This window comes from Streptomyces sp. NPDC001231, from assembly GCF_042896885.1.
Classification (GTDB): Bacteria; Actinomycetota; Actinomycetes; order Streptomycetales; family Streptomycetaceae; genus Streptomyces.
In genome coordinates, this window is record NZ_JBIAXS010000041.1 from 1 (window position 1) to 11,984 (window position 11,984).

An 11,984-nucleotide genomic window follows, 5' to 3' on the forward strand; every position below is an offset into this window, starting at 1 on the left:
GCCCCGCACCCCGCCACCCCGTCGGCAAACACCCCCACAAACAAGACACCCCCCGACCTTGAAGGCCGAGGGGGAACCTTTAAATTCAAGCTAAGTGAGTTCGACCCCGGGCCCCCACTCCTGTACAGTCTCTTCTCGCAGCGCAACGCACGAATGGCGCCGCAAAACGAGGTCCTGTGGAGCAGTTTGGAGTGCTCGCCACCCTGTCAAGGTGGAGGCCGCGGGTTCAAATCCCGTCAGGACCGCTTTGTCAAGAGGGCCCGTCCCCCGAGGGGGGGACGGGCCCTCTTCTCGTGCGTTCGCGCACCCCGTCCGCGCGGCCCCTTCCGGAGGCGCGGAGGGGCCCTGTGGCGGCCTGTGGCGCGCCGCCGCGTCTTGACGGCGTCACATTCCCTCGGTACCCAGGGAGCAGGCTCCGCTCCCCCGCGGCCCACTGGAGGTGGCGTATGGCGGCATCGGCCAGGCACGAGACGCGGGCGCTGCTCCGCGCACACCTCGCGGCAGCCTCGTCGTACCGCCACCTCACCCGTCGCTGCGCCGTCTGCCACCATCTGCTGCGACTGGAGATGGCCGGCGCCCCTCGGACGGCCTCCGGCGCCCCGGAGGGGCCGGTGGAGGACGACAGCCCCTCGACGGCGTGAGCCGCGCCGGGGCGCACCTCGAATCCCGAACTCCCTTGCAGGCATGGGGCGATGGAACCGGAGCCTCCACTAGCGCAGAGGCGGGGCCGACAACAAGCGCCTCGGCATGTGACGGGTGTCACCGAATGAGTTTCTAAAAGTGCGGTACTTACACCCGCCCTACACAGGGTCAATTTAATATGTGCAATTGTACCGCCCTGCGTGTTGCTCCACAGATGATCCGCCGAGCCTCCCCAGACTCCGACAAGCCCGCTCACAGAGCCACCCCTCGGGCTCCGGAAGACACACAAAAAAGATCGCGCTGGACCCGGCGGAGTCCAGCGCGATCGACGACGCACCCTTGTTCACTTGCCTACGGAGCTCTGACGGCTTGGGCGTGGGGCCTGTTGGGGCAGGACCCCCGTCGCTTGGAGCTGTGGCTCCGGGCGCCTCGGCCAGTGGGGGACCAGCCGGTTCGTCCGGTTATTCGGTTGTTCAGGCCTCGCTGCGCTGCTGCGGAATACCCGCGAGCAGTGCGCGGACCTCAGCCTCGCGGTATCGGCGGTGCCCGCCGAGCGTGCGGATCGACGTGAGCTTGCCGGCCTTCGCCCAGCGCGTGACCGTCTTGGGGTCGACGCGGAACATGGTGGCGACCTCAGCCGGGGTCAGCAGCGGCTCGGCATCAGGGGTGCGAGCGGTCATGAGCGGCCTCCTCGGGAGAACCGAACCTTCTCGGTTCTTTCCTCTAAATTCTGCACCTTGACCCGCGTTGCCCGAAATGGCGGACGCGAGTCGAGTCGGTTATAGGACGAACGGCTTGTCCTCGGCACTACAACTACACCATCTGTCCAGCCGCGTCGGCCAAACCGATGGAATTGCCCTCCCAGGTGTTCATCAGCGACGGAAGCCGATGGACCATGCCATAGCGGACAGTCACGCCACTGTGACGATCAGTCACAGCACGATCAGGAGTCGCCAGACCCCCCATAGAGTGCAATGCGGAGATTCCGCCCACAGTGGAGCACAGTTGGACGGATGGAGCCCTCCCCGGACTCCTTGTCCTATTTTGGCACGAGGAGAGGCAAGCGGCGCAAGGGTCGGGTAAGTGCCGTCCGTCACGCTTGATGCAAACGCCCGGATCGGAACCTACGTCCCGTCAACTCCCGGAAACGCCCTCGACCGTACGCCGTTCACAACCTGTTCAACCGTGATCTGCGTCACCCCGGACACGGGCTCGCGCGGGGTCGGTCGGTCCTGGCGCGGCGTCAGTTCGCGGAGCGCCGGTCGCGCACCGCCCGCCAGCGCTCCACGAGCCGCCCGTACGCCTCTCCCGCGGCCGCCCCGTCGCCCTGGCGCAGCGCCTCGATGCCCTCGGCCACATCGGCGGCCGAGTGGTCGCCCTCCAGCTCGCCGGCCGGCAGCGCGTGCACCAGCCCGCCGTAGTCCAGCTCCACCAGCGAGCGCGGATGGAACTCCTCCAGCCAGCGTCCGACGTCCACCAGGCCGTCGATCAGCGGCCCCTCGTCGATGGCGTCCTTGAGCGCCCGCAGCCCGCGCGCCACCCGCCGCCGCGCCTGCACCATCGGTGTCCGGTAGCGCAGCGCCGGCACGTCGCCGCCGAAGCCGGGGTCCCCGGCCTCACCGGAGCCCTTGACGTACTCCCGTTCCTCGTCCGAGACCAGCACGAACCAGTTCAGCGGCACCTGCCAGGTCGCGGTGCGGATCCAGGGGCGGGCGTCGGGGTTGTCGGCCAGCCAGCGCTCGTAGTCCTGGGTGGCCTGGCGGCGCACCACCGGCGGCAGGACCGCGTCCAGCACGGCCACCGGGAACTCCTCGGCGAGGTCGCCCAGGGCCTGCCAGCCGCGCAGCCGGGTGCGCCAGGGGCAGACGCAGACCACCCCGTCGACGTCGAGCACGAACGCGTCCGCGCTCTCGTGCACCGGAACCGGCACCGGCGGAGTGGGCAGCAGGTCGGCCAGCGAGCGGCGCAGTTCGTCCTGGTAGGAGGGGCGGTCGGGGCGGCGGGCATAGCGCGCCCAGTGGCTGCGCTCCGGCTCCGGAAAGGCGGCCAGCGGCTCGTAGACGCGCAAGTAGGTCGCGTACGGAACGACCACGGAGGACACCTTGGGCACGCCTGCTCCCTCCCCACCGGACCGGACCCGAAACCCGCCCGGCCCGCACCCGGGTGGACGGAAAACCACTGCAAATCGTCCCACGCCCGGGTGGCGGCGTACTCCGGGGGAGGGTGATCCCCACCACCAGGGTCATGGAAGGCGGGGTCAGGGTCTAATCTCCTGCTGAGCGGCCCACCGGCCGCCGCACACCACCCCTCCTCCCGCCTCCGCCACCACAACGCGCGGGGGTCTTCGGAGGGCCAGTCCCCGCTCGCCGCTACTTCCCCGGGAGTCACCACCGTGACCGACGTGACCAACGGCGTCCTGCACACCCTGTTCCACTCGGAGCAGGGGGGTCATGAGCAAGTCGTGCTCTGTCAGGACCGCGCCAGCGGCCTCAAGGCCGTCATCGCCATCCATTCCACCGCCCTGGGCCCCGCGCTCGGCGGTACGCGCTTCTATCCGTACGCGAACGAGGAGCAGGCCGTCGCCGACGCGCTGAACCTCGCGCGCGGCATGTCGTACAAGAACGCCATGGCCGGCCTCCGTCACGGCGGCGGCAAGGCCGTGATCATCGGTGACCCGGAGCAGATCAAGACCGAGGAACTGCTGCTCGCCTACGGACGGTTCGTGGCCTCGCTCGGCGGGCGTTACGTCACCGCCTGCGACGTCGGCACGTACGTGGCCGACATGGACGTCGTGGCGCGCGAGTGCCGCTGGACCACCGGCCGCTCTCCCGAGAACGGCGGCGCCGGCGACTCCTCGGTGCTGACCTCCTTCGGCGTCTACCAGGGCATGCGTGCCTCCGCCCAGCACCTGTGGGGCGACCCGTCGCTGCGCGACCGCAAGGTCGGCATCGCGGGCGTCGGCAAGGTCGGGCACCACCTCGTCGAGCACCTGCTCAAGGAGGGCGCCCAGGTCGTGATCACGGACGTCCGGCAGGACGCCGTGCGGCGCATCGTCGACAGGCACCCCGCCGTTCAGGTGGCGGCCGACACCGACACGCTGATCCGCACCGAGGGGCTGGACGTCTACGCCCCCTGTGCGCTCGGCGGCGCCCTGAACGACGACACCGTGCCGGTGCTGACCGCCAAGGTGGTGTGCGGCGCGGCCAACAACCAGCTCGCCCACCCGGGCGTCGAGAAGGATCTGGCCGACCGCTCGATCCTCTACGCGCCGGACTACGTGGTGAACGCCGGCGGTGTCATCCAGGTCGCCGACGAGCTGAACGGCTTCGACTTCGACCGGTGCAAGGCGAAGGCGTCGGAGATCTTCGACACCACGCTGGCCATATTCGCACGTGCGAAGGACGACGGGATTCCGCCGGCCGCGGCCGCCGACCGGATCGCCGAGCAGCGGATGTCGGAAGCCAGGAGCGCCCGGGCCGCGGGCTGACGGCACGGCGGACGTCGCGCGTCCGCGCGGTACCTGCCGGTGGACAGTTGGAGAGAACTCTCACTTCCACCGGCGGGTCGTCTGCGGATAAGTGGTTAAAATCGCCATTGACCAGCAAGGACAGGCTTCCTCGACGGTCCTGCGCACACGCGCGTCCAGTGGGCGACGTACCGGATGGGCGCGGGCTCAGGTACCGTGGAAGCCCTACGGACCGGTCTCTCCACGGAGAGCCCGTTTCGGATCATGAACGCGTGTCAGACTCTGGGGCCGTTGAGCCCCGTCGTTGAGGGGGTCGAGCCATGGGGCGCGGCCGGGCCAAGGCCAAGCAGACGAAGGTCGCCCGCCAGCTGAAGTACAACAGCGGTGGGACGGACCTCTCACGCCTGGCCGAGGAGCTGGGCGCATCGACGTCGAATCAGTCACCGAACGGCGACAGTTTCGAGGGCGATGAGCACGACGACGACCTGTACTCACGGTACGCCGAGTTGTACGAGGACGACGACGAGGACGAGGACGACAACTCCTCGCGGCAGCACCGTCGCGGCGCATAGCGCCCGCGGCGGCTCAGCCGTTTCCTGCGTGCCGTAGGCATCGCACCTCACCCGGTCCGGGGCTCACGCACCGGACCGGGTTTCGTGCGCCCGCCGACGCCCACCGGGCGCCGGCTGCCGGAGCGTGCCGGTCACGGGTGTGGTTCACGCGTGGTCCCCCACCAGGGCCGCGCCCGTGGTGTGCTCGCCGCGGTCGGTGATCTCGCCGGCCACCCAGGCGTCGAGCCCGCGGTCGGCCAGGGTGGCGAGGGCCACGTCGACCGACTCCTCGGGCACGATCGCGATCATGCCCACGCCCATGTTGAGGGTCTTCTCCAGCTCCAGCCGCTCGACGTCGCCGGTCTTGGCGACCAGGTCGAAGACGGGGGCCGGGGTCCAGGTGGAGCGGTCGACCACGGCGTGCAGGCCGTCCGGGATCACCCGCGCCAGGTTGGCGGCGAGTCCGCCGCCGGTGACGTGGCTGAAGGCGTGCACCTCGGTGGTGCGGATCAGCGCCAGGCAGTCCAGCGAATAGATCCTGGTCGGCTCCAGCAGCTCCTCGCCGAGGGTGCGGCCGAGGTCCTCGACATGCGCCTCCAGCGGCAGACCGGCCCGGTCCAGCAGTACGTGCCTGACCAGGGAGTACCCGTTGGAGTGAAGCCCGGAAGCCGCCATGGCGATCACCGCGTCACCCGTACGGATGCGATCCGGGCCGAGCAGCCGGTCCGCCTCCACGACGCCCGTACCGGCGCCGGCGACGTCGAAGTCGTCCTCGCCGAGCAGCCCCGGGTGTTCCGCCGTCTCGCCGCCGATCAGCGCGCAGCCGGCCAGGACACAGCCCTCGGCGATGCCCTTGACGATGGCGGCGACCCGCTCGGGGTGCACCTTGCCGACGCAGATGTAGTCGGTCATGAACAGCGGCTCGGCGCCGCACACCACGATGTCGTCCATGACCATGGCGACCAGGTCGTGGCCGATGGTGTCGTACACGCCGAGCCGACGTGCGATGTCGACCTTGGTGCCGACGCCGTCCGTGGCGGAGGCCAGCAGCGGGCGCTCGTAGCGCTTGAGGGCGGAGGCGTCGAAGAGGCCGGCGAAGCCGCCGAGGCCGCCGAGCACCTCGGGGCGGCGGGTCTTCTTCACCCACTCCTTCATGAGCTCTACGGCGCGGTCGCCCGCCTCGATGTCGACGCCCGCGCTCGCGTAGCTGGCGCCAGTGGTCTCGGAAGACATGACCTTGGGAACCTTCGTGTCGTTGTGCGTGCTTACGGGCGGCGGATCGCGTCGGCCGCGGCCGTGGCGGCCGGCCCGGCGGCCAGCTCGGACTCCAGCAGCTGCTTGCCGAGCAGCTCGGGGTCGGGCAGCTCCATCGGGTACTCACCGTCGAAGCAGGCGCGGCACAGGTTCGGCTTGGCGATGGTGGTCGCCTCGATCATGCCGTCGATGGAGATGTACGCCAGCGAGTCGGCGCCCAGCGAGGTGCCGATCTCGTCGATGCTCATGCCGTTGGCGATGAGCTCGGCCCGGGTGGCGAAGTCGATGCCGAAGAAGCAGGGCCACTTCACCGGCGGCGAGGAGATCCGGATGTGCACCTCGGCGGCGCCGGCCTCGCGCAGCATCCGCACCAGGGCCCGCTGGGTGTTGCCGCGCACGATCGAGTCGTCGACGACGACCAGGCGCTTGCCCTTGATGACTTCCTTCAGCGGGTTCAGCTTCAGGCGGATGCCGATCTGGCGGATGGTCTGTGAGGGCTGGATGAAGGTGCGGCCGACGTAGGCGTTCTTCACCAGGCCGCTGCCGAAGGGGATGCCGGACGCCTCCGCGTAGCCGATGGCGGCGGGGGTGCCGGACTCCGGGGTCGCTATGACGAGGTCGGCGTCGACGGGGGCCTCCTTCGCCAGGCGGCGGCCCATCTCGACGCGGGAGAGGTAGACGTTCCGGCCGGCGATGTCGGTGTCCGGGCGGGCCAGGTACACGTACTCGAAGACACAGCCCTTGGGCTTCGCTTCCGCGAATCGGGACGTGCGAAGACCGTTCTCGTCGATGGCGACGAACTCGCCGGGCTCGATCTCCCGGACGAAGCTGGCACCGGTGATGTCCAGCGCGGCGGTCTCCGAGGCGACGACCCAGCCGCGCTCCAGGCGGCCCAGGACCAGCGGGCGGATGCCCTGCGGGTCACGGGCGGCGTAGAGGGTGTGCTCGTCCATGAAGACGAGGCTGAAGGCGCCCTTGACCTGCGGCAGGACGGTGTGGGCCGCCTCCTCGATGGTCAGTGGCTTGCCGTCGGCGTCGACCTGGGCGGCCAGCAGGGCCGTGAGCAGGTCGGTGTCGTTGGTGGCCGCGACGCGGGTGGAGCGCCCGTTGGTGTCCTTCGGCAGGTCGGCGACCAGCTCGGCGAGCCGGGCGGTGTTGACCAGGTTCCCGTTGTGGCCGAGAGCGATCGATCCGTGCGCGGTGGCGCGGAACGTCGGCTGGGCGTTCTCCCACACGGAGGCGCCGGTGGTCGAGTAGCGGGCGTGTCCGACCGCGATATGACCTTGGAGGGAGCCGAGCGAGGTCTCGTCGAAGACCTGGGAAACCAGTCCCATGTCCTTGAAGACGAGGATCTGGGAGCCGTTGCTGACCGCGATACCCGCGGATTCCTGGCCCCGATGCTGGAGGGCGTACAGCCCGAAGTACGTGAGTTTCGCGACCTCTTCACCCGGAGCCCAGACACCGAAGACGCCGCACGCGTCCTGGGGGCCCTTCTCACCGGGGAGCAGGTCGTGGTTGAGTCGTCCGTCACCACGTGGCACGGCTCCGAGTGTAGGCGAGGTCGACCACTGGTCCGAATTGGGGGATGCGCGCCGGGCCGGGACCGCTCTCGCGCCACTTCCCGAGCACCGTCACCGTTTCAGCAGGTCAGAGCGCCGCATCGATGATCCATCCGCTGACGGCGGTGCCGCCGGGAAGGCGCTGCGGACTTTTCCGGAGTGGACATGAGTGAGGTGTCGCACATCGTTCGGGCCGTGGACGCCATGAGGAGCGGGTTCAGGCCAGAAGCGGAAGCAGTCCGCCGAGATCGGCCCGCTCCCCGCTGGCGCTGACCTCGGCGGCCGCCACGGCGTCCTGCCACGCCAGCCGGCCGGCGGCCAGCCGGACCCAGGTCAGCGGGTCGGTCTCGACGACGTTGGGCGGGGTGCCGCGGGTGTGCCGGGGGCCCTGCACGCACTGCACGACGGCGTACGGCGGGATGCGCACCTCGGTCGATCCGCCGGGCGCGCGGGCGGCGAGCGCGTCGGCCAGCAGCCGTGTGGCGGCGGCCAGCGCCTGACGGTCGTAGGGGATGTCCAGGCCCGGCACGGCGGCGTTCAGGTCGTCGGTGTGGACGACGAGTTCGACGGCGCGGGTGACGACGTAGTCGGCCAGCGGCAGGGCGCCCGCGCTGGTGTCGAGCAGCCGGGTGCCGGGGTGGCCGGCGAGGGCGGCCGTGAAGTTCCGTTCGGCGGCGTCGAGGTAGGTGACGAGGTCGGCGTTGCGCTCGGCGAGTTCGCGGGCGTGTGCCGCGATGGCCGGGGCGTCGGCGCCGATGGCCGACGGCCAGTCGAGCAGGGCGCCGTCCTGCCGGGCCGGCTCGGGCCGGTCGAGCAGCCGGCCGACGGCCGACAGGACCATGCCGACGTGGGCGATCAGATCCCGCACGGTCCAGTCACCGAGCCGCGTGGGCAGCGTGAGCTGCTCGGGGGACAGCGTGCGTATGGCGTCCCGCACATGGCCGAACTGCGCCAGCACGGCGGCGCGGGTCTTGCCGGGGTCGTAGGTCCGGGTGCGCTTCTTGACCGGGGGCATGGCGGCGAGCCTATGCCTTCACGGCTCGGCCGCCTCGGACTGCGACCGGCGGCCGCGCCCGTGGGGAACGCACAGGCGGGCCCCGCCCTGGACCGGGCGGGGCCCGCACCGCGTGTGCCGAGGGGGCTTACGCCAGCAGCGCCGGGATCGTTCCCTCGTGGGCCTCGCGCAGCTCGGTCAGAGGCAGCTCGAACTCGCCCTGGACCTCGATCGAGTCGCCGTCCACGACACCGATGCGGGTGACGGGCAGGCCCCGCGCGCCGCACATGTCGTTGAAGCGGACCTCCTCGGAGCGCGGCACCGAGACGATCGCGCGGCCGGCCGACTCCGACAGCAGGAAGGTGAACGCGTCCAGGCCGTCGGGTACGACCAGACGCGCGCCCTTGCCGCCCAGGAGGGCGGACTCCACGACCGCCTGCACGAGGCCGCCGTCGGACAGGTCGTGCGCGGAGTCGATCATGCCGTCGCGGGAGGCGGAGATCAGGATCTCGGCCAGCAGCCGCTCACGCTCCAGGTCGACCTTCGGGGGCAGGCCGCCGAGGTGGTCGTGGACCACCTGCGACCAGGCCGAGCCGCCGAACTCCTCGCGGGTGTCGCCGAGGAGGTACAGCAGCTGGCCCTCCTCCTGGAAGGCGACCGGGGTGCGGCGGGAGACGTCGTCGATCACGCCGAGGACGGCGACCACCGGGGTCGGGTGGATGGCGACCTCGCCCGTCTGGTTGTAGAGCGAGACGTTGCCGCCGGTCACCGGGGTGCCCAGCTGCTTGCAGCCGTCCGCCAGACCGCGCACGGCCTCCGCGAACTGCCACATCACGGCCGGGTCCTCGGGCGAGCCGAAGTTCAGGCAGTCGGAGACCGCCAGCGGCTTCGCACCCGTGGTGGCGACGTTGCGGTACGCCTCCGCCAGCGCGAGCTGGGCGCCGGTGTACGGGTCGAGCTTGGCGTAGCGGCCGTTGCCGTCGGTGGCGAGGGCGACGCCGAGGCCGGTCTCCTCGTCGATCCGGATCATGCCGGAGTCCTCGGGCATGGCCAGCACGGTGTTGCCCTGCACGAAGTGGTCGTACTGCTGGGTGATCCACTTCTTGGACGCCTGGTTCGGGGACGCCACCAGCTTCAGGACCTGGTCCTTCAGCTCCTCGGCCGTCCGCGGGCGCGGCAGCTTGTTCGCGTCGTCGGCCTGGAGGGCGTCCTGCCACTGGGGGCGCGCGTACGGGCGCTCGTAGACCGGACCCTCGTGGGCGACCGTGCGCGGGTCGACGTCGACGATCTTGCCGCCGTGCCAGTAGATCTCCAGCCGGTCGCCGTCGGTCACCTCACCGATGACGGTGGCGATGACGTCCCACTTCTCGCAGATCTCCAGGAAGCGGTCGACCTTCTGCGGTTCGACGACCGCGCACATGCGCTCCTGCGACTCGCTCATGAGGATCTCCTCGGGCGAGAGCGTGGAGTCGCGCAGGGGGACGTCGTCCAGGATGACGCGCATGCCGCCGGAGCCGTTGGAGGCCAGCTCGCTCGTCGCGCAGGACAGGCCGGCCGCGCCGAGGTCCTGGATGCCGACGACCAGCTTCTCGGCGAAGGCCTCCAGGGTGCACTCGATGAGCAGCTTCTCCTGGAAGGGGTCGCCGACCTGGACCGCGGGACGCTTGGACGGCTTGGCGTCGTCGAAGGTCTCCGAGGCGAGGATCGACGCGCCGCCGATGCCGTCGCCGCCCGTGCGGGCGCCGTACAGGATGACCTTGTTGCCCGTGCCCGAGGCCTTGGCCAGGTGGATGTCCTCGTGCCGCATCACGCCGACGCAGCCCGCGTTGACCAGCGGGTTGCCCTGGTAGCAGGCGTCGAAGACGACCTCGCCGCCGATGTTGGGCAGGCCCAGGCAGTTGCCGTAGCCGCCGATGCCCGCCACCACACCGGGGAGCACCCGCTTGGTGTCGGGGTGGTCGGCGGCGCCGAAGCGCAGCGGGTCGACGACGGCGACCGGGCGCGCGCCCATCGCGATGATGTCGCGCACGATGCCGCCGACGCCCGTGGCCGCGCCCTGGTAGGGCTCGACGTAGGAGGGGTGGTTGTGCGACTCGACCTTGAAGGTGACCGCGTAGCCCTGGCCGACGTCCACCACACCGGCGTTCTCGCCGATGCCGACGAGCAGCGCGTCGTTCTCGGGGGCCTTCTCGCCGAACTGGCGCAGGTGCACCTTGGAGGACTTGTACGAGCAGTGCTCGGACCACATCACGGAGTACATGGCGAGCTCGGCGCCGGTCGGGCGGCGGCCCAGGATCTCCACGATCCGCTCGTACTCGTCCTTCTTCAGGCCGAGTTCGGCCCAGGGCAGCTCGACGTCGGGGGTCGCGGCCGCGTGCTCGACCGTGTCCAGAGGCGTCCTGCTCATGCGGTGACCAGCTTCTTGAGGATCGAGGTGAAGAAGGGCAGGCCGTCGGTACGTCCCGTACCGATCAGCGGCTCGGTGGCGTGCTCGGGGTGCGGCATGAGGCCCACGACGTTGCCGGCCTCGTTGGTGATGCCGGCGATGTCCCGCAGCGAGCCGTTGGGGTTGCCGTCCACGTACCGGAAGGCGACACGGCCCTCCGCCTCCAGCTTGTCCAGCGTGTACGCGTCGGCGACGTACCGGCCGTCCATGTTCTTCAGCGGGATGTGGATCTCCTGGCCGGCGGTGTAGTCGCTCGTCCAGGCGGTCGACGCGTTCTCCACCCGCAGCTTCTGGTCGCGGCAGATGAAGTGCAGGTGGTCGTTGCCGAGCATCGCGCCCGGGAGGAGATGGGCCTCGGTGAGGACCTGGAAGCCGTTGCAGATGCCGAGCACCGGCAGGCCGGCCCTCGCCTGCTCGATGACGGTCTCCATCACCGGTGAGAAGCGGGAGATGGCGCCGGCCCGCAGGTAGTCGCCGTAGGAGAAACCGCCCGGCAGGACGACCGCGTCGACCTGCTTCAGGTCCTTGTCCCGGTGCCAGAGGGCGACCGGTTCGGCACCCGCGCGGCCGATCGCGCGCCGGGTGTCCCGGTCGTCGAGGCTGCCGGGGAAAGTGACGACGCCAATACGAGCGGTCACTTCGCGGCCTCCGCGACTTCCGCCGTGTCCTCGACCTTGACGGTGAAGTCCTCGATCACGGTGTTGGCGAGGAAGGATTCGGCAAGATCGTGAATGCGGGCGAGCGCGGCCTCGTCGACGGGCCCGTCCACTTCCAGTTCGAATCGCTTTCCCTGACGGACGTCGGAGATGCCTTCGAAACCCAGCCGCGGCAGTGCGCGCTGCACCGCCTGGCCCTGGGGGTCGAGGATCTCCGGCTTGAGCATGACGTCGACTACGACGCGTGCCACTGGCACTCCCGGTGTGTGGTGCTGAGCAGGTTCCTTCAGACTACCCGCACAAAATTTCTACGCGAGTAGACTCGTAGGAATCTACGTGACGCCCGTCACGACCTACCGCCGATGGGCGGTCTTCGTGAAAAGTTCTGGGAAAGTTCGATGTTCGGCGACCGATCC

The 11,984-nt window shown here is 70.1% G+C and carries 11 protein-coding genes and 1 tRNA gene; 4 read left to right on the top strand and 8 right to left on the bottom strand.

What is annotated here, in order from left to right:
• Nucleotides 1-170 precede the first annotated feature (170 nt).
• Both ACFY3J_RS34460 and ACFY3J_RS34465 read left to right on the top strand, forming a co-directional pair.
• Nucleotides 171-245: transfer RNA gene (locus ACFY3J_RS34460), tRNA-Asp, on the top strand.
• A 201-nt stretch (nt 246-446) separates the two neighbouring features.
• Complete coding sequence (locus tag ACFY3J_RS34465; RefSeq protein WP_390842485.1) at nt 447-641, top strand: DUF6274 family protein; 195 nt, start codon at nt 447-449, stop codon at nt 639-641.
• A 474-nt stretch (nt 642-1,115) separates the two neighbouring features.
• On the opposite strand, the gene bldC is transcribed toward ACFY3J_RS34465, so the two are convergent.
• Both bldC and ACFY3J_RS34475 read right to left on the bottom strand, forming a co-directional pair.
• The gene (gene bldC, locus ACFY3J_RS34470; protein WP_003949541.1) at nt 1,116-1,322 is read right to left on the bottom strand and encodes a developmental transcriptional regulator BldC; all 207 of its coding nucleotides are present in this window, start codon (nt 1,320-1,322) and stop codon (nt 1,116-1,118) included.
• A 563-nt stretch (nt 1,323-1,885) separates the two neighbouring features.
• Nucleotides 1,886-2,752, bottom strand: a complete 867-nt coding sequence (locus ACFY3J_RS34475; protein WP_384185735.1) for a hypothetical protein — start codon at nt 2,750-2,752, stop codon at nt 1,886-1,888.
• Nucleotides 2,753-3,034: 282 nt separating this feature from the next.
• On the opposite strand from ACFY3J_RS34475, the gene ACFY3J_RS34480 reads away from it, so the two are divergent.
• Nucleotides 3,035-4,129 (top strand): Leu/Phe/Val dehydrogenase, encoded by a 1,095-nt coding sequence (locus ACFY3J_RS34480; protein ID WP_390842486.1) that lies wholly within the window; start codon nt 3,035-3,037, stop codon nt 4,127-4,129.
• Between the two features lie 299 nt (nt 4,130-4,428).
• Nucleotides 4,429-4,680 carry a DUF3073 domain-containing protein gene (locus tag ACFY3J_RS34485; protein ID WP_384185729.1) on the top strand — a complete coding sequence of 84 codons (252 nt, stop codon included), beginning with the start codon at nt 4,429-4,431 and terminating at the stop codon, nt 4,678-4,680.
• Between the two features lie 144 nt (nt 4,681-4,824).
• On the opposite strand, the gene purM is transcribed toward ACFY3J_RS34485, so the two are convergent.
• From purM to purS, 6 genes are all read right to left on the bottom strand, one after another.
• On the bottom strand, nt 4,825-5,892 hold the full coding sequence (gene purM / locus ACFY3J_RS34490; RefSeq protein ID WP_384185726.1) for a phosphoribosylformylglycinamidine cyclo-ligase: 1,068 nt from the start codon (nt 5,890-5,892) through the stop codon (nt 4,825-4,827).
• A 32-nt stretch (nt 5,893-5,924) separates the two neighbouring features.
• Nucleotides 5,925-7,454, bottom strand: coding sequence for an amidophosphoribosyltransferase (purF, locus tag ACFY3J_RS34495; RefSeq protein WP_384185723.1), 1,530 nt, complete (start codon nt 7,452-7,454; stop codon nt 5,925-5,927).
• Between the two features lie 235 nt (nt 7,455-7,689).
• Nucleotides 7,690-8,487, bottom strand: coding sequence for a sterol carrier family protein (locus ACFY3J_RS34500; protein ID WP_390842487.1), 798 nt, complete (start codon nt 8,485-8,487; stop codon nt 7,690-7,692).
• A gap of 127 nt (nt 8,488-8,614) precedes the next feature.
• Complete coding sequence (gene purL / locus ACFY3J_RS34505; protein ID WP_384185717.1) at nt 8,615-10,873, bottom strand: phosphoribosylformylglycinamidine synthase subunit PurL; 2,259 nt, start codon at nt 10,871-10,873, stop codon at nt 8,615-8,617.
• Nucleotides 10,870-11,550, bottom strand: a complete 681-nt coding sequence (gene purQ, locus ACFY3J_RS34510; protein WP_384185714.1) for a phosphoribosylformylglycinamidine synthase subunit PurQ — start codon at nt 11,548-11,550, stop codon at nt 10,870-10,872. The genes purL and purQ overlap by 4 nt, the downstream gene beginning before the upstream one ends.
• Nucleotides 11,547-11,819, bottom strand: coding sequence for a phosphoribosylformylglycinamidine synthase subunit PurS (gene purS / locus ACFY3J_RS34515; protein WP_225076334.1), 273 nt, complete (start codon nt 11,817-11,819; stop codon nt 11,547-11,549). The genes purQ and purS overlap by 4 nt, the downstream gene beginning before the upstream one ends.
• Nucleotides 11,820-11,984: the final 165 nt, after the last annotated feature.

What these genes read in the sequence shown, in the direction of transcription:
- ACFY3J_RS34500 (WP_390842487.1), bottom strand. Translation starts at nt 8,487, where the DNA reads ATGCCCCCGGTCAAGAAGCGCACCCGGACCTACGACCCCGGCAAGACC.
- ACFY3J_RS34485 (WP_384185729.1), top strand. Translation starts at nt 4,429, where the DNA reads ATGGGGCGCGGCCGGGCCAAGGCCAAGCAGACGAAGGTCGCCCGCCAG.
- ACFY3J_RS34465 (WP_390842485.1), top strand. Translation starts at nt 447, where the DNA reads ATGGCGGCATCGGCCAGGCACGAGACGCGGGCGCTGCTCCGCGCACAC.
- purL (WP_384185717.1), bottom strand. Translation starts at nt 10,873, where the DNA reads ATGAGCAGGACGCCTCTGGACACGGTCGAGCACGCGGCCGCGACCCCC.
- purM (WP_384185726.1), bottom strand. Translation starts at nt 5,892, where the DNA reads ATGTCTTCCGAGACCACTGGCGCCAGCTACGCGAGCGCGGGCGTCGAC.
- bldC (WP_003949541.1), bottom strand. Translation starts at nt 1,322, where the DNA reads ATGACCGCTCGCACCCCTGATGCCGAGCCGCTGCTGACCCCGGCTGAG.